General features: G+C 61.7%; 19 protein-coding genes, 1 tRNA gene and 1 riboswitch. Of the genes, 9 read left to right on the top strand and 11 right to left on the bottom strand.

What is annotated here, in order from left to right; genetic code table 11:
* Window positions 1-143: 143 nt before the first annotated feature.
* Window positions 144-662 carry a GcrA family cell cycle regulator gene (locus AC0L2V_RS12470; RefSeq protein ID WP_027155176.1) on the bottom strand — a complete coding sequence of 173 codons (519 nt, stop codon included), beginning with the start codon at window positions 660-662 and terminating at the stop codon, window positions 144-146.
* Window positions 663-1017: 355 nt separating this feature from the next.
* Between AC0L2V_RS12470 and AC0L2V_RS12465 the strand changes: the two genes are divergently transcribed.
* From AC0L2V_RS12465 to AC0L2V_RS12455, 3 genes are all read left to right on the top strand, one after another.
* Window positions 1018-2217 (top strand): acetylornithine transaminase, encoded by a 1200-nt coding sequence (locus AC0L2V_RS12465; protein ID WP_473520211.1) that lies wholly within the window; start codon window positions 1018-1020, stop codon window positions 2215-2217.
* A 17-nt stretch (window positions 2218-2234) separates the two neighbouring features.
* Window positions 2235-3146, top strand: coding sequence for an ornithine carbamoyltransferase (gene argF, locus AC0L2V_RS12460; RefSeq protein WP_027155178.1), 912 nt, complete (start codon window positions 2235-2237; stop codon window positions 3144-3146).
* A gap of 162 nt (window positions 3147-3308) precedes the next feature.
* Window positions 3309-4319, top strand: a complete 1011-nt coding sequence (locus tag AC0L2V_RS12455) for an Hsp33 family molecular chaperone (RefSeq protein ID WP_167366584.1) — start codon at window positions 3309-3311, stop codon at window positions 4317-4319.
* An 80-nt stretch (window positions 4320-4399) separates the two neighbouring features.
* Here the strand turns inward: AC0L2V_RS12455 and apaG are convergent, their stop codons facing one another.
* Window positions 4400-4792, bottom strand: coding sequence for a Co2+/Mg2+ efflux protein ApaG (gene apaG / locus AC0L2V_RS12450; RefSeq protein ID WP_023802187.1), 393 nt, complete (start codon window positions 4790-4792; stop codon window positions 4400-4402).
* Between the two features lie 258 nt (window positions 4793-5050).
* Here apaG and AC0L2V_RS12445 point away from each other — a divergent pair, with 258 nt between their 5' ends.
* The gene (locus AC0L2V_RS12445) at window positions 5051-6205 is read left to right on the top strand and encodes a ceramide glucosyltransferase (protein WP_473520210.1); all 1155 of its coding nucleotides are present in this window, start codon (window positions 5051-5053) and stop codon (window positions 6203-6205) included.
* Between the two features lie 46 nt (window positions 6206-6251).
* On the opposite strand, the gene AC0L2V_RS12440 is transcribed toward AC0L2V_RS12445, so the two are convergent.
* Window positions 6252-7442: an O-succinylhomoserine sulfhydrylase gene (locus AC0L2V_RS12440; protein WP_128177929.1), complete on the bottom strand. Its 1191-nt coding sequence runs from the start codon at window positions 7440-7442 to the stop codon at window positions 6252-6254.
* A 73-nt stretch (window positions 7443-7515) separates the two neighbouring features.
* A riboswitch (SAM riboswitch) is annotated at window positions 7516-7593 on the bottom strand.
* A 125-nt stretch (window positions 7594-7718) separates the two neighbouring features.
* Between AC0L2V_RS12440 and AC0L2V_RS12435 the strand changes: the two genes are divergently transcribed.
* Window positions 7719-8813, top strand: coding sequence for a 2'-deoxycytidine 5'-triphosphate deaminase (locus tag AC0L2V_RS12435; protein ID WP_023802190.1), 1095 nt, complete (start codon window positions 7719-7721; stop codon window positions 8811-8813).
* Window positions 8814-8948: 135 nt separating this feature from the next.
* Window positions 8949-9680, top strand: coding sequence for an ABC transporter substrate-binding protein (locus tag AC0L2V_RS12430; RefSeq protein ID WP_473520258.1), 732 nt, complete (start codon window positions 8949-8951; stop codon window positions 9678-9680).
* A gap of 181 nt (window positions 9681-9861) precedes the next feature.
* Here AC0L2V_RS12430 and araD1 read toward each other — a convergent pair whose 3' ends face one another.
* From araD1 to chvE, 4 genes are all read right to left on the bottom strand, one after another.
* Complete coding sequence (gene araD1 / locus AC0L2V_RS12425; protein WP_023802192.1) at window positions 9862-10854, bottom strand: AraD1 family protein; 993 nt, start codon at window positions 10852-10854, stop codon at window positions 9862-9864.
* A 288-nt stretch (window positions 10855-11142) separates the two neighbouring features.
* Window positions 11143-12435: a multiple monosaccharide ABC transporter permease gene (gene mmsB, locus AC0L2V_RS12420; RefSeq protein WP_473520209.1), complete on the bottom strand. Its 1293-nt coding sequence runs from the start codon at window positions 12433-12435 to the stop codon at window positions 11143-11145.
* On the bottom strand, window positions 12432-13964 hold the full coding sequence (gene mmsA, locus AC0L2V_RS12415; RefSeq protein WP_473520208.1) for a multiple monosaccharide ABC transporter ATP-binding protein: 1533 nt from the start codon (window positions 13962-13964) through the stop codon (window positions 12432-12434). The genes mmsB and mmsA overlap by 4 nt, the downstream gene beginning before the upstream one ends.
* A 98-nt stretch (window positions 13965-14062) precedes the next feature.
* Window positions 14063-15127: a multiple monosaccharide ABC transporter substrate-binding protein gene (gene chvE / locus AC0L2V_RS12410; RefSeq protein ID WP_473520207.1), complete on the bottom strand. Its 1065-nt coding sequence runs from the start codon at window positions 15125-15127 to the stop codon at window positions 14063-14065.
* Window positions 15128-15463: 336 nt separating this feature from the next.
* Here chvE and AC0L2V_RS12405 point away from each other — a divergent pair, with 336 nt between their 5' ends.
* The gene (locus tag AC0L2V_RS12405; protein ID WP_091600229.1) at window positions 15464-16453 is read left to right on the top strand and encodes a LysR family transcriptional regulator; all 990 of its coding nucleotides are present in this window, start codon (window positions 15464-15466) and stop codon (window positions 16451-16453) included.
* Window positions 16454-16593: 140 nt separating this feature from the next.
* The gene (locus AC0L2V_RS12400) at window positions 16594-17598 is read left to right on the top strand and encodes a L,D-transpeptidase family protein (RefSeq protein WP_473510138.1); all 1005 of its coding nucleotides are present in this window, start codon (window positions 16594-16596) and stop codon (window positions 17596-17598) included.
* Window positions 17599-18253: 655 nt separating this feature from the next.
* Here AC0L2V_RS12400 and AC0L2V_RS12395 read toward each other — a convergent pair.
* From AC0L2V_RS12395 to AC0L2V_RS12380, 4 genes are all read right to left on the bottom strand, one after another.
* A complete protein-coding gene (locus AC0L2V_RS12395) occupies window positions 18254-18952 on the bottom strand; it encodes a Crp/Fnr family transcriptional regulator (RefSeq protein ID WP_091600261.1) in 699 nt (232 codons plus the stop codon).
* Window positions 18953-19130: 178 nt separating this feature from the next.
* Window positions 19131-19379, bottom strand: coding sequence for a DUF3606 domain-containing protein (locus tag AC0L2V_RS12390; protein ID WP_473510136.1), 249 nt, complete (start codon window positions 19377-19379; stop codon window positions 19131-19133).
* A 172-nt stretch (window positions 19380-19551) separates the two neighbouring features.
* Window positions 19552-19625 (bottom strand) — tRNA-Gly (locus AC0L2V_RS12385).
* An 89-nt stretch (window positions 19626-19714) separates the two neighbouring features.
* Window positions 19715-21586: an acyltransferase family protein gene (locus AC0L2V_RS12380; protein ID WP_473510134.1), complete on the bottom strand. Its 1872-nt coding sequence runs from the start codon at window positions 21584-21586 to the stop codon at window positions 19715-19717.
* Window positions 21587-21839: 253 nt separating this feature from the next.
* Between AC0L2V_RS12380 and AC0L2V_RS12375 the strand changes: the two genes are divergently transcribed.
* On the top strand, window positions 21840-22103 hold the full coding sequence (locus AC0L2V_RS12375) for a DUF6460 domain-containing protein (protein WP_027155530.1): 264 nt from the start codon (window positions 21840-21842) through the stop codon (window positions 22101-22103).
* Window positions 22104-22133: the final 30 nt, after the last annotated feature.

The raw sequence follows: 22133 nt of genomic DNA, 5'->3' as shown, positions 1-22133 counted from the left end.
TAGGGCAGTAGGGCAGTAGGGCAGTAGGGCAGTAGGGCAGTAGGGCAGTAGGGCAGTAGGGCAGTAGGGAAAGATGGCGCCTCACGAGCGCAGCCTTTTGCAGTTCACCCCATACTGCCGTACTGCCTTACTCCCCTATTCCCCTACCTACTGCGCCGCCGCTCCGAAGCGGGCTGAAACGCAACGCGGGCGTGATACTTGCAATAGGGTCCGGTTTCGGCCGCGTCGTTGCCGCAGAAATGGAACTCCTCCGAAAGCGGATCGCCATTCGGCCATTTGCATGTCCGCTCGGTCAATTCGACGAGCTGCAGATGCCGCGAGATCGGCACGACGACGTTCTCGACCGGACGGACATAATGACGCGTCACCGGTACGGCGTCGAATTGCGCCTGCAGCGCGGTCGCGCCGATCGACGTGGTGATATGCCGCGCAGTGCTCGCGGCCCGCGACACCGATTTCTGCACGGTCGATCCCTGCACGCTCTTCTTCTGGCGTGCCGGCGTGGCAGTCGCACGTCCGCGGCCCGACAGTTTCAGCCGATGCACCTTGCCGATGACAGCATTGCGGCTGACACCCCCAAGCTGTGCGGCGATCTGGCTGGCGCTCAGCCCCTCCGACCACAATTTTCTAAGAAGTTCGACCCGCTCGTCAGTCCAATTCATGAGACCGCGCTCCTGCTGAAATGTGCGGCGATCGGAATCCTTCCACGATCCGGCTTCCGCCGGGCAGACACCACATATATCGGGTGATTAGGTCCGCCGCACGAAATCTAGTTATTTCTCGACCTACAATTACCTTATGCGCTGACTCGGTGACAAGAGTCCGAGGGCCAACACGAATCGGTTTTTTCGGTTTTCCCCAACTTGCCCGGTCGCTGATGAGCCGGCGTCTCGCTGGAAAGCTTGCCGCGCTTCCTTGCGCGACGTTTTCGTTGACTTCATGGCCGAAAAACACGATAAGCCGCACAAGCCGCCGCTTTGGCGGCTTTTTGATTTTCCGGTTCCGGAGACGCATATAATGAGCGGTTCGGCGCTTTTCGAGACCTTTACCCGCGCGCCCCTGGCCTTCGACCATGGGGAAGGCACTTGGCTGGTCACCGACAAGGGCGAGCGATATCTCGATTTTGGCGGCGGCGTTGCCGTGAATTCGCTGGGCCACAGCCATCCGCATCTGGTCTCGGCACTCACCGAGCAGGCGGCCAAGCTCTGGCATGTCTCCAACCTGTACGAGATTCCGGGGCAGAGCCGTCTGGGCGAGCGGCTGGCCGACGCCACCTTCGCCGACAAGGTGTTCTTCACCAATTCCGGCGCCGAGGCGCTGGAATGCGCCATCAAGACGGCGCGGCGCTACCATTTCGTCAAGGGCCATCCCGAGCGCTTTCGCATCGTCACCTTCGAAGGCGCTTTTCATGGCCGCACGCTGGCGACCATCGCCGCCGGCGGCCAGTATAAATATTTGGAAGGTTTCGGCCCTAAGGTCGAAGGTTTCGACCAGGTCGGTTTCGACGACATCGACGCCGTCGAAAAGGCGATCACATCAGAGACCGCCGCGATCCTGATCGAGCCGGTGCAGGGCGAGGGCGGTATTCGCCCGGTGCCGACGCAGTCGCTGAAGCGGCTGAGGCAGCTCTGCGAACAGCATGATCTGCTGCTGATCTTCGACGAGGTCCAGTGCGGCATCGGCCGCACCGGAAAACTGTTCGCGCATGAATGGGCTGGCGTCACGCCCGACATCATGGCGGTCGCCAAGGGCATCGGCGGCGGTTTCCCGGTGGGCGCCTGCCTCGCCACCGACGAGGCCGCCGTCGGCATGACCGCCGGCGTGCACGGCACCACTTTCGGCGGCAATCCGCTGGCGATGGCGGTCGGCAACGCCGTGCTCGACGTGGTGCTGGAAGACGGTTTTCTGGAGGATGTGCAGCGCAAGGCGTTGCTGCTGAAGCAGGGGCTGGCGGGTGTCGCCGACGAATTTCCTGATGTCATCGAAGACATCAGAGGCAGCGGCCTGATGCTCGGCCTGAAATGCGCCGCGCCCAACACCAAGGTGAACATGGCGTTGCGCGACCAGCATCTGCTGGCGGTTCCGGCCGGCGACAACGTTCTTCGCCTGCTGCCGCCGCTCACCGTCACCGACGCCGAGATCCATGAGGCGCTCGACCGCATCCGCGCCGGCGCCCGGGGCCTGTCGGACGCCATCGCCGCGGCTGCGGCGAAATAACAGTCGGAAGACCCAAGATGAGCCTTCGCCATTTCACCGATCTTTCCGCCGTTTCCGAGGGCGATCTGCGCCTTATGCTGGACGATGCCGTCGTGCGAAAGGCAAGGCTGAAGGCCGGCGAGCGGACAAAACCGCTCGAAGGCAAGGTGCTGGCGATGATCTTCGACAAGCCGTCGACGCGCACGCGCGTGTCGTTCGACGTCGGCATGCGCCAGCTCGGCGGCGAGACCATCATGCTGACCGGCGCCGAGATGCAGCTCGGCCGCTCCGAAACCATCGCCGACACGGCCAAGGTGCTGTCGCGCTATGTCGATGCGATCATGATCCGCACCACGTCGCATGACCGGCTGCTGGAGCTGACCGAGAACGCGACCGTCCCCGTCATCAACGGGTTGACCGACGACACCCATCCCTGCCAGCTGATGGCCGACATCATGACCTTCGAGGAGCATCGCGGCCCGGTCGCCGGCAAGACCATCGCCTGGACCGGCGACGGCAACAACGTGCTGCATTCGCTGCTGGAGGCCTCGGCGCGGTTCCGCTTCAACCTCAACGTGGCCGTGCCGGAAGGCAGCGAGCCGGCGCAGAAGCATGTCGACTGGTCGAGGGCGCATGGCGGCAAGTTGAACTTCACCCGCTCGCCCGAGGAGGCCGTCCACGAGGCCGACTGTGTCGTTACCGATTGCTGGGTGTCGATGGGCCAGGAGCACCGTGCTCGCGGCCACAATGTCTTCTCACCCTATCAGGTCAATGCGGCACTGATGGCGAAGGCAAAGCCCGACGCGTTGTTCATGCACTGCCTGCCGGCGCATCGCGGCGAGGAGGTCACCGACGAAGTCATCGACGGCCCGCATTCGGTGGTGTTCGACGAGGCCGAGAACCGGCTCCACGCCCAGAAGGCGGTTTTGGCCTGGTGCCTCGGCGCTTGATCCGGGCTGCTGTGATCCTGGTCACCGTGATCCGGGCCGCCTTGATCCCGGCCGCCTTGATCCGGGAGTGCGTGATGCCTATCTCAGGCGCATCACGCAAATCGAGCGCGTTTCGACGCATGCGCCCCGGAGGGCGGCATCGCCGCGCCCCGGAGCTTTGTCATGTTGGAAACCCGTCAATTGGCTGAACATCAACCCAAACTCGGCGAATTCGGCTACGCCGGCGACGATCATGTCGTGCCCTTCGAGGTCGGCCCGCTCGACGTGCGCGGCCGCACCGTCCAGCTCGGGCCGATGCTCGACGCGATCCTCAGCCGTCATGACTATCCCGAGCCGGTCGCCCGCCTGCTGGCGGAAGCCTGCGTGCTGACGGTGCTGCTCGGCACCTCGCTCAAGTTCGAAGGCAAGTTTATCCTGCAGACCCGCACCGACGGGCCGGTCGACATGCTGGTGGCGGATTTTTCCACGCCGCATGCGCTGCGCGCCTATGCCCGCTTTGACGCCGACCGGCTGGAGGCACTGATTTCTGCCGGCGAGACCTCGCAGCGGACGCTGCTCGGCAGCGGTGTGCTGGCGCTGACTATCGACCAGGGCGCCCACACGCAGCGCTATCAGGGCATCGTCCAACTCGACGGCGAGACGCTGGAGGAGGCCGCCCGCACCTATTTCCGGCAGTCGGAGCAGATCCCGACCGATCTCAGGCTTTCGGTGGCCAAGCTGTTGACGCCCGGCATCGGCGGTGCCCGCGAGCAATGGCGCGCCGGTGGCATCCTGGCACAGTTCCTGCCGCAATCGGCGGAGCGCATGCGCGTGCCCGACCTTCCGGGTGGCGACGGCGATCCGCGCGAGGAGATCCATGATCCGGCCGACAATTCCTGGCAGGAACTGCTGGCGTTGCTTGGCACCATCGAGCCGACGGAACTGATCGACCCGACGATCGGCGCCGAGCGGTTGCTTTACCGGCTGTTCCACGAGCACGGCGTGCGCGTCTTTGGCGGCGTGCCGGTAGCCGACCAGTGCTCATGCTCCAGGGAGAAGATCCGCGGCATTCTCGGAGGCTTCTCCGCCGACGAGATCAGGGACAGCACCGAGGATGGCGGCATTCACGTCGCCTGCGAATTCTGCTCGAAGCAATATGACTTCGACCCGGCGGAATTTGCTGCGGCTCAATAGCCGGCGTCAGTGCTGCCTCGGTGCCTTCGCAGAGCTTGGTTTCTCGCCCCTCGCCCTGGGGCGAGAAGCCCAAGTGAGCCTCAGTTCACTGTCCGCCGCGTGCCCGGCAGGTCGAGCGAAAAGGCGGGGATGGCGACGTCGAACGTCTCACCCCGCTTATTGCGCATCGTGTAGTGGCCGACCATGATGCCGGATGGCGTCGAGAGTGGGCAGCCAGACGTATACTGATAACTATCGCCGGGATTGAGTTCAGGCTGGTCGCCGACAACGCCGGCGCCGCGCACCTCTTCGACCCGGCCGGTGCCGTCGGTGATCTGCCAGTAGCGCGACAGAAGCTGCACGAATTCATCCGACTGGTTGTCGATGGTCACCTGGTAGCCCCAGACATAGCGGTTCTCCGACGGGTCGGAGCGGTCTTCCAGATAGAACGGCCTGACCTGCACTTCGATGTCGCGCGTGACGGCGCTGTACATAAATCACTCCACACTATGCAGACGGAACATTCGACCCTCTCCGCAGTTCGGTCAACGGGGTGCGTCCCCTCGGTGTCTGCCATCGTTGCCCGAATTTGTTAAGCGCAGGTGCCGAACAACAATGTCATTTAAGTGACACGTGACAATGATGGTGTGCAGGGCCGGGGATGGTGTGCAGGGCCGGGCGACTCAGCATTCTGTCGAACTGTTGAAAACGGCTTTCATGCGGCCGGTTTTTTCTGGAGCGACCAGATATTGATGGAATTGACAGTCACAGCCGCCTTGCTTTCCATAGCTCTGCTTGTTGTCAATCTCGCCAGCATCCTGCTCGCTTCGTTGAAGCTGAAGCGGCCTGGCAGGATCACGCCGCCAGCCGTCGAGGCGCCGCCGGTGTCGATCGTCGTGCCGTCGCGCGGCGTCGAGCCGTTTACCGAGGAGACGCTCGAGCGCGCCTTCTCGCTCGACTGGCCGCACTATGAGCTCATTTTCTGCGTCGCCCATGCCGACGACCCGGTGGTCGGGCCGATCACCGATGCGATAGCCCGCTTTCCGGCCGTGCCGGCCCGGCTGCTGGTCGGCGACGACCGCATCAGCGGCAATCCAAAACTCAACAATTGCGTGAAGGCCTGGGAGGCCGCGCGCCACCACTGGGTCATCCTTGCCGATTCCAACGTCCTAATGCCGAGGGACTATGTCCAGCATCTGATGACGGCATGGCGGCAGGACACCGGCCTCGTCTGCTCGACGCCGATCGGCTCGCGGCCGGACGGGTTCTGGGCGGAGGTCGAATGCGCTTTCCTCAACACGCTGCAGGCGCGCTGGCAATATACCGGCGAGGCGCTCGGCCTCGGTTTCGCCCAGGGCAAGAGCATGCTGTGGAACAAGCCATTGCTCGACGCCAATGGCGGCATCCGTGCGCTTGCCGCCGAGATTGCCGAGGATGCCGCCGCGACCAAGCTGGTCAACGGGCTCGGACTGCGCGTCAATCTCGTTGCCGCGCCCTTCGAACAGCCGCTCGGCTTGCGCACATTTGGCGAAATCTGGTCGCGCCAGGCCCGCTGGGCACGCCTGCGTCGCGTCACCTTCCCACTGTTTTTCGCGCCCGAGATCCTGATCGGAGCGGCGCCGCCGCTGGTGCTTGCGCTGGTTGCGGCAGCAGGCGCCGGTTTCAGCCTGCCGGCTACCGCCATCGCCGTGCTGATAGTCGCCTATCTGCCGGAATGCGCTCTCGCCTCGGCCAAGGGCTGGCACCTGTCGCTGCGCATGATCCCGGCGATGGTTGCGCGGGACGTGATGCTTCCCGCCATCTGGGTGCGCGGCTGGCTCAGCGGTGCCGTCGACTGGCGCGGCAACACGATGACCATCCAAACCAGCGCCGTTGCGGAATTGGAAGAGACGCCGTCGGGCGCCTGACCGCGCCTGCTTTGCAGATCACAGCGCAGCAGTTCGGCGCGTATCCCTACCTGGCGGCTTTCAAGGCCTGCTCGATGTCTTCGAGCAGGTCGTCAGTGTCCTCCAGTCCGACGGACAGCCTGAGCGTGCCTGGCCCGATGCCAAGTTCGGCCCGCGCCTCGTCGCTCAGATTCTTGTGTGTCGTCGTCGCCGGATGGGTGATCAGGCTCTTGGCGTCACCGAGATTGTTGGAGATCAGCACGACATCGAGCGCGTTCTGGAAGGCGAAGGCCGCCTGCTTGCCTCCCTTGACGTCGAGGCAGATCAGCGTCGACCCGCCCGACATCTGCTTCTTGACGATCGCCGCCTGCGGGTGATCGGCGCGGCCGGGATAGATGACGCGGACAATTTCCGATCGCTCGGCGAGGAAGTCAGCGATCCGGCCGGCACTTTCCGTCTGCTGGCGAACGCGCAGCGGCAGCGTCTCCAGCCCCTTCAGCAGCGTCCAGGCATTGAAGGGCGAGAGGCTGGGACCGGTGTGGCGGAAGTAGTCGTGCAAATTCTCGTCGATCCACTTCTTGTCCGACAGGATGATGCCGCCGAGGCAGCGTCCCTGACCGTCGATGTGCTTGGTCGCCGAATAGACGACGATATGGGCGCCGAGTTGCAACGGCTTCTGCTGCAAGGGCGTGGCAAAGACGTTGTCGACGATCAGCCGCGCGCCGATCGAATCGGCAAGCGAGGCTACGGCTGCGATGTCGACGACCTCCAGCGTTGGATTGGTCGGGCTTTCAAGGAAGAACAACTTGGTGTTGGGCCTGACCGCCTTTTCCCAATTGGCGATGTCGGTGCCGTCGACCAGCGTCGCCTCGATGCCGTATTTCGGCGCCAGCGTCTCGACCACCCAGCGACAGGAGCCGAACAGCGCGCGCGCCGCCACGATGTGGTCGCCGGCCCGGGCACTGCACAGCAACGCCGCCGTCACCGCCGCCATGCCGGATGCGGTGGCGCGGGCATCTTCGGCACCTTCCAGCGCACACATGCGCTTCTCGAACATGTCGACCGTCGGGTTGGCATAGCGCGAATAGATGAAGCCCGGTTCCTCGCCCTTGAAGCGGGCTTCCGCCGCCTGCGCCGTGTCGTAGACATAGCCTTGCGTGAGATACATCGCCTCGGAGGTTTCGCCGAAGCCGGAACGCAGCGTTCCTGCATGCACGAGGGCGGTCTGAGGCTTCCAGTTGCGCGTTTTGCTCGTCATCACCTTGTTCCAAACACAAAAAATGGTCCAAACACAAAAAAACCGGCCGCGAAAGTCGCAACCGGTCGTACGGCCTTTCGGCCCGACGGTCCTTTAGCGACTTGTTTAACGTGGCTGCAAGCCGACCGGCCAAATCACCACGGGATAACGATCCTTTAGACCTGCACCGCGCTTGCGTCAATTGCCGGCATGATTAAGAGGTTTGTACCAGCGGGTTCCACGGCAAGAACCTGCGACAAGACGAGACCACGCCCGGCCTTCGAGCGGAGCCAGACTTTGCGGCAGACAGGCATTCTTCCGGATCAGGATATTTCCGCGCTGTACCAGTCTGGCGCGCTGAAGTCGCCGCGCGCGCTCGACGCCGACCAGGTCCAGCCGGCCAGCCTGGACCTCAGGCTTGGCGACAAGGCCTGGCGGGTGCGCGCCTCCTTCCTGCCCGGCCCCAACCACAGGGTTGCTGAAAAACTCGACCGCCTGAAGCTGCACGAAATCAATCTCACCGATGGTGCGGTGCTGGAGACGGGCTGCGTCTATATCGTGCCGCTGCTCGAGAGCCTGGCGCTTCCGGCAAACATTTCCGCCTCGGCCAACCCAAAAAGCTCGACCGGGCGGCTCGACATCTTCACCCGGGTGATGACCGATCGCGGCCACGAGTTCGACAAGATCGCTGCCGGCTACAACGGCCCGCTCTATCTCGAAGTCAGCCCGCGCACCTTTCCGATCGTCGTCCGCGCCGGCTCGCGGCTGTCGCAGATCCGGTTCCGCACCGGCAATGCGCTTTTGTCGGAAAGCGAGCTGCACGAATTGCACCGTGCCGAGACGCTCGTCGCCACCGAGCCGCCGAACATTTCCGGCGGCGGCATCGCACTGTCGATCGACCTCGATGGCGACAAGGACGGGCTGGTCGGCTACCGCGGCAAGCACCACACCGGCCTGGTCGATGTCGACAAGCGCGCCGCGCAGGATGTCGTCGATTTCTGGGACCCGCTCTACAAGAGCGGCGCCGGCGAACTGGTGCTCGATCCGGACGAATTTTATATCCTCGTCAGCCAGGAAGCGGTGCATGTGCCGCCGCTCTATGCCGCTGAGATGACGCCCTTCGATCCGCTGGTCGGCGAATTCCGCGTCCACTATGCCGGTTTCTTCGATCCGGGTTTCGGCCATTCGGCCTCGGGCGGCACCGGCAGCCGGGCCGTGCTCGAAGTGCGCAGCCACGAAGTGCCGTTCATCCTCGATCACGGCCAGATCGTCGGACGGCTGGTCTACGAGCACATGCTGAAGCGGCCGCAGGCGCTCTACGGCACAGATCTCGGCTCGAACTATCAGGCGCAGGGCCTGAAACTGTCCAAGCATTTTCGCGCCGCGCGCTGATCGCCCGCCATGATCAGACCATGCTTGCCTGACCTTACGGGTCGTGCTTGGCTGTCTTAGCCGTCAATACGGTTGGAACAAGGGGAACAAAAAATGCAGATTTCAAGATGGATCGCATCGGCAGCAACAGCCGCCATGCTGGCGATGTCAGTCGGGTCGCTGTCGGCGCAAGCACAGGAAAAGTTGAAGATCGCCACTGAAGGCGCCTATCCGCCGTTCAACACCATCACCGCGGATGGCAAGCTCGTCGGCTTCGACATCGACATCACCAATGCGCTTTGCGCTCAGATGAAGGTCGAATGCGAACTTGTCACGCAGGACTGGGACGGCATGATCCCGGCGCTCCAGGCCAAAAAATTCGACGCCATCATCGCATCCATGAGCATTACCGAGGAGCGCAAGAAGCAGGTCTCCTTCACCAACAAATACTATACGACGCCGCTTTCGCTGGTGGCCTTGAAGGACAGCGATATTGCCTCGACCGAACCGGCGGCACTCGCCGGCAAGACGGTCGGCGCCCAGGCTTCGACCACCCAGGCCGACTATGCCCAGGATGTCTATGGCAAGGCCGGCGCCGAGGCGAAGCTCTATCCAACCCAGGAGGAGGCGGTCGCCGACCTGGTGAACGGCCGTCTCGATGCTGTCCTTTCAGACAAATTCGTGCTGATGGACTGGATGAAGAAGTCGAGCGATGACTGCTGCAAGATGGTCGGCGACGTCAAGGGCACCGAGACCGAAGCCGGTATCGCCGTGCGCCAGGAAGACAATGCGCTGCGCGAAAAGCTCAACGCCGCAATCGACGCGATCGTCGCCGACGGCACCTACAAGAAGATCCAGGCCAAATATTTCGACTTCGATATTTATTGAGGCGTTGAAGCTGCGCGTTCTTCCTTCTCCCCTTGTGGGAGAAGGTGGCCGAGCGAAGCTCGGTCGGATGAGGGGTGTTCCAGGGAACACCAACGTCTCATTCCTTCCAGCACCCCTCATTCGTCTCGGCGCTGCGCGCCGATCCACCTTCTCCCACAAGGGGAGAAGGAAGAAGCCCACCTCACAGCGCCTTCACCGCCACCTTCACCGGCTGCTCGATTTCAAGCGGGTTGCGCAGCGGCAGGCCGAAATCCTTGGCCTCGATTTCGAAGACATCGCCGGCCTCGGTCCTGACGCCGTCGGCGAAGGACAGTGTCGCGGTGCCGAACATGTGCACATGCACGTCGCCCGGCTGGCGGAAGGCCGAATATTTGAAGTGGTGATGTTCGAGATTGGCGATGGTGTGCGACATGTTGGCCTCGCCCGACAGGAACGGTTTTTCCCACAGCAGCTGGCCGTCGCGGAGGATGCGCGAGGAACCTCTGACGTCGGACGGCAGCTCGCCGATCAGGATTTCCGGCCCGAACGAAGCGTTGCGCAGCTTGGAGTGCGCGAGGAAAAGATAGTTCACGCGCTCGGTGACGTGATCGGAAAATTCGTTTGACAGCGTGAAGCCGACGCGGAACGGGACGCCGTCGTCGCCGATGACATAGATGCCGGCGACTTCCGGCTCCTCGCCGGCATCCTCGGCGAAGGCGGGCGACAGAAGTGCCGCACCGGGCGCCACTGCCATGGTGCCGTTGCCCTTGTAGAACCATTCCGGCTGCACGCCGGTCTGGCCCTTGGCCGGCTTGCCGCCCTCCAGCCCCATGCGGAACATCTTCATCGAATCGGTGAGCTGCTCCTCGCCGTCGCTGCTGAGCTTCTTGTGCATGGAATCGCGGGTCGCGGCGGAGCCGAGATGTGTCAGCCCGGTGCCGGTGAGGTGGAGATGCGCCGGGTCGGGATGGTTGATCGGCGACAATAGCCGCCCCTTCTTGTAGGCGGCATCGAGGTCGACCGCTTCACCAAAACCCTTGCGCTCGATGAGGGCGACAAGCCCGGTGCCGGTGCGCGCGGCCTCCATCGCCAGCGAATAGACGCTGCGGGCGCCGTTGATGATTCTGGTCTTGCCGCCGTTGCGGGCGACGACGCGGATGGTTTCCGCCTCGTCGAGGATCTGGGAAATCAGCATGACGTACCCTCTCTCAATTGCCTTGGCCGGCCTGCCGGTCTGGCAAGCTTTTCCTGGCGCAGCTCGGACGGTGTCCGCGCCACGGGTGAAATTCTTCCTCCGGATTGCGCTCGCGGGCCCGGTCCCCTGGGGGGACTTCCTTGCGTCGCCCGGCAGCGCCGCGATGTGACCCGTGCCTCCTAAAAGCGCGCCGCGTTTGAAAACGGGCCCGCTTTAATCCTTGCTTTCATGCGTGCCGTTGTCCCAACACGCTGCACACGTTTGGCGACATGCATGAGTTCCCTCGCCTCAAGCCTTGTTCTTGTTGTAGACGTCGAAGACCACGGCGCCGAGCAGCACCAGGCCTTTGACCACCTGTTGCCAGTCGACATTGACGCCCATGATCGACATGCCGTTGTTCATGACGCCCATGATGAAACCGCCGACCACCGCGCCAACCACCTGACCGACGCCGCCCATCGCCGAAGCGCCGCCGATGAACACAGCGGCGATGACGTCGAGCTCGCTGCCGAGGCCGGCCGCCGGCACCGCCTGGCCAAGGCGCGCCGCAATAATCAGCCCGCCGAGCGCCGAGAGCACGCCCATATTGATGAACACCATCAGGGTCAGCCGCTCGGTCTTGATACCCGATAGCTGCGCCGCCTTGGCATTGCCGCCCATTGCGTAGATGCGGCGGCCCACCGTCATGCGTTTGGTGACGAAGACGAACAGCGCGATCAGCACGCCCATCACCACGAGAACGATTGGCAGACCCCTGTAGGTGGCGAATTGGTAAACCAGAAACAGCGCCAGGGCGCTGGTCACCAGGGTCTTGACGACGAACAGCGAGAACGGCTCGGCTTCGTAGCCATGCCGCTCGCGGCTGCGCCGTGCCCTGAGCCCGAAATAAGCATAGGCGACCACGGCAATGAGGCCGAGCACGATCGTCGTCATGTGCAGCGTCAGGCCGCTGCCGACGATTGTCTTGCCGGCGGCGTTCACCACCGGCGGGATCAGCGTCAATGAGCCGATCACGTCGGGAATGAAGCCGGAACTGAGCGCCTTGAAGCCGGCCGGAAGCGGGCCCACGGAAGACCCGCCACCCAGCAGCGCCTGGCAGATGCCGCGGAAGATCAGCATCCCCGCCAGCGTGACGATGAAGCTCGGTATTCGGTGATAGGCAATCCAGTAGCCCTGTGCCGCGCCGATGGCACCACCGACGATCAGGCAGATGATCGACACCACCAGCGGATTGCTGAACGGGCCGAGCGGCCAGATGACCATCATCATCGCCGCCAGCGCGCCGATGAAACCGGCGACGGAGCCGACGCTGAGATCGATATGGCCGGAGACGATCACCAGCAGCATGCCCAGCGCCATCACGATGATAAAACTGTTCTGCTGCACCAGGTTGCTCAAGTTCACCGGCTTGAACAGCGTTCCGGATGTCGTGTACTGGAAGAACACCATGATGGCGATAAGCGCCAAGATCAGGCCGTATTCGCGCAGGTTGGTGACCAGCGCCGAGACAGCAATGCGCGGCCCTTGCTGCACATCTTCGGCGACGCCGCTTTTCGGGACGGGACCGCTTTCGGTGCTCATGATGCTTTTCCTTCTCCGCGAACGATGGCGCGCATGATCTTTTCCTGGCTGGCATCGCTCGCCGCCATTTCGCCGACGATGCGTCCTTCGTTCATGACATAGATACGGTCGGTGATGCCGAGCAGTTCGGGCATCTCGGACGAGATGACGATGATCGCCTTACCCTCCGAGGCGAGACGCGCGATGATCGTGTAGATTTCATACTTGGCGCCAACGTCGATGCCGCGCGTCGGCTCGTCGAGGATCAGCACCTCCGGATTGGCGAACAGCCACTTCGACAGCACCACCTTCTGCTGATTGCCGCCCGATAGATTGCCGGTCATCTGATAAACGCTGGACGAGCGGATGTTGGTCTTGGCCTTGTAGTCGTTGGCGACGGCGAGCTCGCGCATGTCGTCGATCACGCTATGGCGCGACACGCCGGGAAGATTGGCCAGCGTGATGTTGTGCTTGATATGATCGATCAGGTTGAGACCGTAGGTCTTGCGGTCTTCGGTGACGTAAGCAATGCCGTGTTCGACTGCCTTGCTGACAGAGGAGACATCGATGGGCTTGCCCTTGAGCAGCACCTCGCCGGTGATGTGGCGGCCATAGGAGCGGCCGAACAGGCTCATCGCGAATTCGGTGCGTCCGGCGCCCATCAGCCCGGCGATACCCACCACCTCGCCCTTGCGGACGTCAAGATCGATACCCTTGATCACTTGCCGCTCGGCATGGATCGGATGATAGACCGACCAGTTCTTCACCTGCAGCACGACCTCACCGATGTCAGGCTCGCGCGACGGATAACGGTCGTCCAGCGAGCGGCCGACCATCGAGGTGATGATGCGGTCTTCCGAGATGTCCTTCTTCGCCAGCGTTTCGATCGTCCGCCCGTCGCGGATGATCGTGACCTTGTCGGCGACCCGGTTGATTTCGTTGAGCTTGTGCGAGATCAGGATCGAGGTGATGCCCTGCCGCTTGAATTCGAGCAGCAGGTCGAGCAGCGCCTGGCTGTCCTTTTCGGACAGGCTCGCCGTCGGCTCGTCGAGGATAAGCAACTGCACTTCCTTGCTGAGCGCCTTGGCGATCTCGACCAGTTGCTGCTTGCCGACGCCGATATTGGTAATCAGCGTCTTGGGGTCTTCCTTAAGGCCCACCTTCTTGAGCAGGGCGCTGGTGCGCGTCTCGTTGGCGTTCCAGTCGATGATGCCGTAGCTGGCGTGTTCGTTGCCGAGGAAGATGTTTTCGGCGATCGACAGCATCGGCACCAGTGCGAGTTCCTGGTGGATGATGACGATGCCGCGACGCTCGCTGTCGTGGATGCCCTTGAATTGGCACTCATCGCCGCGATAGACGATTTCGCCGTCATAGGTGCCGGCGGGATATACACCCGACAGCACCTTCATCAGTGTCGACTTGCCGGCGCCGTTCTCGCCGACAACGGCGTGGATCTCGCCTTCCTCGACGCTGAGGTTGACATTCGAAAGCGCCTTGACGCCGGGAAACGTCTTGGTGATGTCACGCATCTCCAAAATCGTCGAGGCCATCGGCAATACCACTCCTGCGAGGTCCGGAAACATACCGGGGTCGTTCACTGACGAAGCGGGGCCCTGCGTTGCGCAGGACCCCGGTTTCACGTCTGCGGTTACTTCAGTTCTTCGGCCTTGATGTAGCCGGAATCGACCACCAGGGCCTGGTAGTTCGACTTGTCGACCTCATGCGGCGTCAGCAGGATCGAGGGGACGACCTTGACGTCGTTGTTGTAGGTCTTGGTGTCGAGGCCCTCCGGCTTGCCGCCCGAGAGCACCTTGTCGACGAGCTCGACCGTCGCCTTGGCGAGTTCGCGGGTGTCCTTGAACACGGTCGAGTACTGCTCGCCGGCGATGATCGCCTTGACCGAAGCGGTTTCGGCATCCTGGCCGGTGACGATTGGCCATGGCTGATCGGCCGTGCCGTAACCAACGGCGCGCAGCGAGGCGATGATGCCGCGCGACAGGCCGTCATATGGCGAGAGCACGCCATCGACGCGGCTGCCATCCGAGTAGTGGGCGGAGAGCAGATTGTCCATGCGGGCCTGGGCGGTGGCTGCCAGCCAGCGGAGCGTGCCGACCTTGTCCATGCCCATCTGGCCGGACTTCACGACGAGGGTCTTGTCGTCGATCAGCGGCTGCAGAACGGACATGGCGCCGTCGTAGAAGAAGAAGGCGTTGTTGTCGTCGGGCGAGCCGCCGAACAGTTCGACGTTGAACGGACCCTTGTTCTCGGGATAGCCGAGGCCCTTGAGCAGCGATTTCGCCTGGATGACGCCGACGCCGAAATTGTCGAACGTGGTGTAGTAGTCGACATTCGGGGTTTTCTTGATCAGCCGGTCATAGGCGACGACGACGACGCCGGCGTCAGCCGCCTTCTGCAGCGCGTCCGACAAGGTGGTGCCGTCGATCGAGGCGATGATCAGTGCCTTTGGGCCCTTGGTGATTTCGTTTTCGAGCTGGCTGAGCTGATTGGGGATATCGTCCTGCGCATATTGCAGGTCGACAGTGTAGCCCAGAGCCTCGAGCTGGGACTTGACGGCGTCGCCGTCGTTGATCCAGCGCTGCGAGGTCTTGGTCGGCATCAGCACGCCGATGAGGCCTTCGCCTGCCTGCGCCGGGACCGACATGGCCGCGATGCCAAGGGCCGCGACGGCGGCCAGTGTCTTGATGATCTTCACATTAACTCTCCCTGGTTGATGGACGCGCACCCTGGGTTTCGTGGGCCGCGCGATCGTGCAGGAGCGCCAAAACGCGCCGCTGCCGCCATATCGATCTCCGGTATCCTCCCAATCGGCCCTGAGACTCTGGTTCCGGTCGATGCGATTTTTCTCGCTGGCGACGGTCAGGTTTCAGGACGCGCAAAGGTGTGGCGCTTTGCCATAACTGTCAAATGCGATCTTTGGTAGTTGCTATACCCAAACTGGTATACTGAAAGTGGCCAAAAGAATTGAAAGTAGCCAAAAAGATCGGGCCGGGATTGCCGGCCGGCCACCAGCGAGGAGCAAACGGACATCATGGCGGCGCTCCGGGATTTTCACGGACTTTCAGAGGGTTATGGGGAACGTCCCGGCAAGAGTGAGACCTTGCTGCGCAGCGGCCTCAGTCTGCGCCACATGCGCATGATCGCAGCCCTCGACGACCATGGCCGGGTCAGCGCGGCAGCCCAGGTCATGAACATCTCCCAGCCCGCCGCCTCGCGCATGATCGCCGAGATGGAGGCGGTGCTCGACGTCAAGCTGTGCGAGAGGCTGCCGCGCGGCATCACGCTGACGCCCTATGGCAAGGCGTTGGCGAGGCGCGCACGTTCGATCCTGCTCGAGATGCGCGAGGTCGACCGCGAGATATCCGAGCTCAAGGCGGGCAAGGGCGGCTCGGTGTTCCTGGGCGCGGTGACGGCCCCTGCAATCGAGCTCGCCGTGCCGGCGATCCGCGAGATCCGGCGCATCTATCCGCGTATCGAGATCACCATGCAGGTCGAGACCTCCAATGTGCTGGCGCGCGAACTGATCGCCACACGTCACGATTTCATCATCGCGCGCATCCCCGAGGACCTCAATCCGCGGCTGTTCGAGGCCCGCGTCATCGGCGTCGAGAAAGCCTGCCTCATCGTGCGCCGCGGCCACCCGCTGGCCAAGGGCAAGGCGGTGCGGCTGGAGGAGACCGCCGCCTATGACTGGGTTTTCCAGTCGGGCGGCTCGCCGCTGCGCCAGGCGATGGAGAGCAATTTCCTGAACCGCAACATCGCGCTGCCGGACCGCATCCTCAACACCAGCTCGCTGCTGCTCACCCTGGTCATGGTCGCGCAGTCGGACGCCATCGCGCCGGTGTCGATCCAGGTGGCGAAGTTCATCCAGAACCCCGAGGGGCTGGCCGGCGCCATCGACGTCGTCCAGACCGAATTCGACATCGAGGTCAGGCCATACAGTCTGATCACCGTAAAAAATCGCGTGCTTTCGCCGGCGGCCAAGATGCTGCACGACTTCATTTTGCGAGAAGTGGGCTGACGGCGTTAAATCAAGCAATCCTGCCAATCCACTCTTCGGCCATGTCGCTTCAATCAGAATATCGCTCGAGCGAAGGAACCACACAGGGCCGTGCCGCGTCATAGAAGCGGGGTCCTGTGCAGGATCCAGGGAGGCTATCGATGATCAGGCTTCTCCTCGTCTTCGCCGCGTTGCTTGCCGTCGCATGCGGCGGGGCGCGTTCGGCCAGGCTGGACCTGGCGACCGTCAATCAGGCCCAATTCACCGCTGGCGAACCGAAGGAGGTCGATCCGACGGTGCTCAAGGCGCAGATTCTTTTGGATCGCGCCCGCTTCTCGCCGGGGCTGATCGACGGTCGCCTTTCAGAGAACTTTGCCAAGGCACTCGGCGCCTTTCAGCAGGCGAACGGACTCCGATCCGATGGCAAGCTCACTGCGGAGACCTGGAGCAAGCTCACGGCGACCTCCGCCGACCCGGTGCTGGTCACCTATGAGGTGACGCGCAAGGATTTGCGCGGACCCTTCACCAGGCCTATTCCGGCTCGCATGGAGAGGATGGCCCGTCTGCGGCGGCTCGCCTATCGCAACGCGTTGGAGAAGCTGGCGGAGCGCTTCCATGTCAGCGAAAAGTTGCTCAGGATGCTCAATCCGGGCGCCGGCTTCAGGAAGCCCGGCAAGACCTTGATCGTGCCTGATGTTGGCCGCGGCGATCCTCCCGCCGGCGTAGCCGGCATCGAGGTCGACAAGGGCGCTCGCCTGGTGCGCGTGCTCGATGCTTCCGGCAAATGGCTCGCAGTCTACCCCGCCTCGATCGGCAGCGATGAGAAGCCGGCGCCAAGCGGCACGGCGCAGGTCAAGCGCGTGGTGCGCAATCCGACCTATCACTACGATCCGGATTTTGCCTTCAAGGGAGTCAAGACCAAGCGTCCCTTCACCATCGCTGCCGGGCCGAACAATCCCGTGGGATCGGTGTGGATCGATCTCTCCATCGAAAGCTACGGCATCCACGGCTCGCCCGAACCTGGCAAGATCGGCACAACCTTCTCGCATGGCTGCATCCGATTGACCAACTGGGATGTCGAAGATCTCGGCTCCATCGTGCAGCCGGGCACGAAGGTCGAGTTCAAGGACGAGACCGCCCGCGCCGTCGACGAGCTTGCCCCGTAGCAAAGCGGACTGGCCCGCCACCTGCTCTCGCAAGGCCCGGGCGCGCGCCGGAGACGATGCCGGATGACGTCCTATGGACCTGGCCTTCAGGCCGGTGGCGAGCTTCGAGGTGGCTGAAGACCCGTCCGACGACCCCGGCAAACGATCGCGAATGGCTTCCTCAGTTCTGTTTGCGGTCGATTCCACAACTTTGCCGACCTTGCCTGCTAGGGTGCCTGCATCTCCACCCGAGCCTTGCCGGTCGGCCTCTTCCTTGACCGTTTCGTAGGCCTCGGAAGGCTCATGGTCGGACTGCATAATGACGCGCCACGCCTAGCTCTCATTAAGGTCAAAGCTCACCGGAAGGTTGTAGTCTATTGCACGATTGGCAATCATGTTCGCCAGGTCGGAATCTGAGACCGAACATGCCGGTACGATCTGTTTGAGCGCCTTTACGGCGAGCCCCGTCGATATGAAACTATGGCGCCGCCTCCGACTATTTACATACTGTTCGATGAGATTTTCGAGCTCACGCATGTGCAATCCTTCTTTGACGTCAACTGTGCCAATTGAAGCCAGCCGTAATCGATCCGGAGCGAGGGCTCATTCACATTGTTTATTTGACGAGAAATCTTGATGCCGCATCAGTGCGCCGACGCGTCTTGGCCGAGGGCGGTCACCGTGGCTCATGGAAGAGATTTAGGTAAGTCGTATCAAAGTCGGCCAGTAAGGCCAATCGCTGGAAATCAAGGATAACAATCCTGCGGTCTTTCCAGATAACCAGGTCCTTCGCTCGAAGCTCCTGCAGTGTCCGATTCACGTGAACTACAGATAGACCAAGCACGTCCCCCATTTCCGCTTGCGTCAGTGGAATAGCGAACTTCTGGTCAGAGGCCAATCCGACTATCTCTAATCGGACATACAACTCGCAAATTATATGTGCGAGATGCTGTTTGGCGGAGCGACGCCCGAGGCAGGTTATCCAGGTCCTTTGGATCGAGGCGTCGATAGTCGTCGAAAGCCAGAGCATCCGGGTGAGATGTGGACTTCCACCCATTGCTGTAAGCAGGTCTTTGTGTCGAATGAAAACTACATCGCACGAACCCAGCGCGCTCACGCTGTGATCCATCACTTTTAGCAGTAAACTATGCAGATCGACAAAGTCTCCCGGCACGTGAATTGCCGTTATTTGACGCTTTCCTTCCCGAATAGCCTGGTTTCGAACTGCGAACCCATTCGCGACAAGGCAGCTTTCGGTGGGGCGGGATCCCTCCCTGACGATCTCCTCATCGGGTCCGAAAGTTACCGGCCGAACCGGAAGAGCCTCAATGAGCGCGATCTCGTCTGGCGGCAGGGTGTCGCGGCGGTCGAGCATGTGAACCAGGAGGTCTTTGCCGAACATCGCGGTGCCTTTTGAGCAGATCAGGCATCGAGTTCCAGCGGCTCGTGCCAATTGACATGCCGCAGGTCCCGAGCATCTACGACTTGGCCTGTCGGACACAGATAGAAAAGGTCGCTCTCATGTTCGACTTCTTGGCTATGTCGCTTGCCGGTCATGGGCGGCCCTGGTTGTGAAACGTTCGGTCGTCGTTCGAGATCCGTTCTTGTGTGGTCACGGCGTTTCCGAGCTTCCGAGCCTCCCGATACAGGGTCTCGCGATCATTGCCGTGCTTGCCAAAAAGCTCGCGGATCTGCGGTATTGAGAGGCCGAACTTGGTAGCGAAATAGCGGAATTCATAGTCTTGGTCGCGCGCGACGCGGTTTCCCTCGCCAGAACCTCTATTGCCCTTGTCGTCGGCCATTATGGTTCCTCCCTGGCTGGCCTTCAGATCAACCGCAACGCGGATCGGCATCTTTTGTTGCCGCCTCTTATTAGAATCACGTTATGTTCTGTTCAGCTGATATAGGCCGCTCACCTAGACCTGATGATGTGATCCTGTGAGGTGCGGCGCCGGCCGGCCCGACTGGGTAAGCTGGAGCGGGTAGCGGGAATCGAACCCGCGCGTTCAGCTTGGGAAGCTGACAGGCTACCATTACATCATACCCGCGCAGCAGCCTCGTTACCACGCAAGCCGGCATTCGGGCAATCGTTATGCGTGCACTCGTGTGCACTCATGCCTTGCCAGCCGCCAGACTGTTATTCCGTCGTGGCAACGGCATCGTCTGAGGCAAAGGCCGGCCAGTATTTCGAAATTGCCAGCGTGGCCCCGACGGTAGAAAAATGGCCGTAGTCGAAATAGAGGAACTGGCCTGCGTCGGCGTAGGAGCAGCGTCCGGCGCTGCAGAGGAAATTCAGCGGATCGATGAAGGTGGCGCCTTTGGTAAATGCGCGCACACGGTTGTTGATGTCGGAATCCATGGCCATTGGCCACGATGTATCATCAAGATTTTCGCGCTTTGCGAAGAACGCGATTTTCCGAACATCGGTTATGAACTGTGGAGACTGGCCGATGACAAACACGCGTACACCCAGACCACGAAGCGTATCGATCGTTTGCTGGAGACCGTCGAAACTTCTGGCCTCATAATCGGTCCACCGACCGCTGAGTACAACCGTCTTGATGCCAGCGTCCTGAATAATCTTCAGGGCTTGCTGATTGAACCGCATGCAATCCGGGCGTCCATAGGAGAAGTAGGAGAGAATCGGGGGACAGCCCGCGTAGGTGTATTCGACGATATTGGCCCGGAGTTGATTTATGTTGGCGTCCAGGCCTGGAACATAGTGGGCGGCGAACGAGTCACCCCACAACAAAACTGTTGTAGGGAAGCCGCGTGTGCGCGTGCAATCCTCGATATTCCAGTTTTCGATTCGGCTGCCGCCCTCGTTGAAACAGGTGCCATTGCCCCAGTCCCCGACAGGAATCCGCTGTTGGACATAGTCTGGAAAGCGTTGCGGAAAGCCGTTGCCGAGCGCCCCGGCCGCCCCGCCAAGGCAAAGAACAGCGATTGCGCCCGCTGAAAAGGCGAAGATGGGCGCTGGGGCGGTGAAGCTCCTTTTCTGCCGAAACGGCTGCTCGACGTACTTCCAGGAAAACGCAGCCAGCGCGAGGCTTGCTACCGTCAACGCAACGGTCATCGAGGGGTCGAATTCTTCCAGTGAGAAATAGTGCGCAAACGCATTGATCGGCCAGTGGACAAGATACAGCGAATAGGAGATGAGGCCGATCCAGACTAGCGGTCGGACTTCGAGCAGGCGGGTAATGATCGTCGAGGGGCTGTTTTGGCCGACATAGATAAGCAGGACCGTTCCGACGCAAGGATACAAGGCGTTGTAGCCCGGGAACGGATCGCTCTCCGAAATCGTGAAGAACCCGATGGCAAGAAGGCCAAATCCGGCCAACCCGAGCAGTTCCATAACAAACCGGCTGCTCAGGGGCGGGGGGCGTTTCAGCATGAGCACGGCGCCCAGCATGAGCTCCCAGATCCGTGTCGGCAGCAGGTAGAATCCCGCGTTTGGCGCCAGCCACGTCGCCATGACCGCCAGCACGAAGCTGCCGAGGATGATCGGCAGGAGTATCGTCAGCCAGCGTTTGCCAAAATAGCGATAGATCAGGAACATCAGGATCGGGGCAAAGATATAGTACTGCTCCTCGACCGAAAGCGACCACGTATGCAACAGCGGTCGGAGCTCAGCATCGATCGAGAAGTAATTTGACGTTTTCCAGAAATAGATGTTCGACCAGAAAGTCGAAGCCGCTATGACGCTGAGACTGAATTCATGCAGATCCGACGGTAGAAGAATGAACAAGGCCGCAATACAGGTGAGAAGCGTGACAAAGATCAGCGCCGGCAGGATGCGCCGGGCGCGGCGCCAGTAAAAGCTGACGATCGAAAACTGGCCGCGTTCAAGGTCGTCCAGCAGGCTTCCGGTGATCAGATAGCCAGATATGACGAAGAAGATATCGACGCCGGTAAAGCCGCCTGGAATTGCCGAGATGCCGAAATGGAAGAGTACGACCGGCAGTACCGCAACGGCCCGAAGACCATCGATATCGCGCCTGTACTTCATTCAAGAAGCCCTGTGTTCGCAAGTCACGGTGAGGCAGCGCAGTCCGTCCATCACCGGGCGATGAGTCTGGCAGTTCGATATCAACTGGTTACCCTCTGTCGCCCAATTTTGCTGCACTGCAACATAAGTGTCAAGAGCACAATTCGGCAAAGCGCCGACGGGAGCAACTGAGCGATCGCCTTGATGCCGGGCGGCCAAGTGCGTATTTCTGGAGTTGTGCCCGAATCGGGGCAACCGAATCTGGAGACACGCCTTGTCCGCACTGACGCGCTTTCTCGGCGACACGCCGCTCCGGGTGCTCCTGAAGCTGCTGGTGCTGTCGTTCCTCGTCGGCCTTGTCATGAACGCTTTCGGCTGGTCGCCGATGGATGTGCTCTACGGCATCCGCAATGTCTTCGTCGATCTCTGGAACCTCGGCTTCCGCGCTATTGACCGTTTCCTCGGCTACATCCTTCTCGGCGCGGCGATCGTCATTCCAGCCTTCATCCTGCTCAGGATCGCCAACTACCGGAAATAGAGCAGACGCCGAACCGAAGGTTAGCGTGCG

This window comes from Mesorhizobium sp. WSM4814 (genome assembly GCF_055811595.1).
Note: the sequence above shows the minus strand (reverse complement) of the source record. Positions and strands in the feature narration are given on the sequence as shown.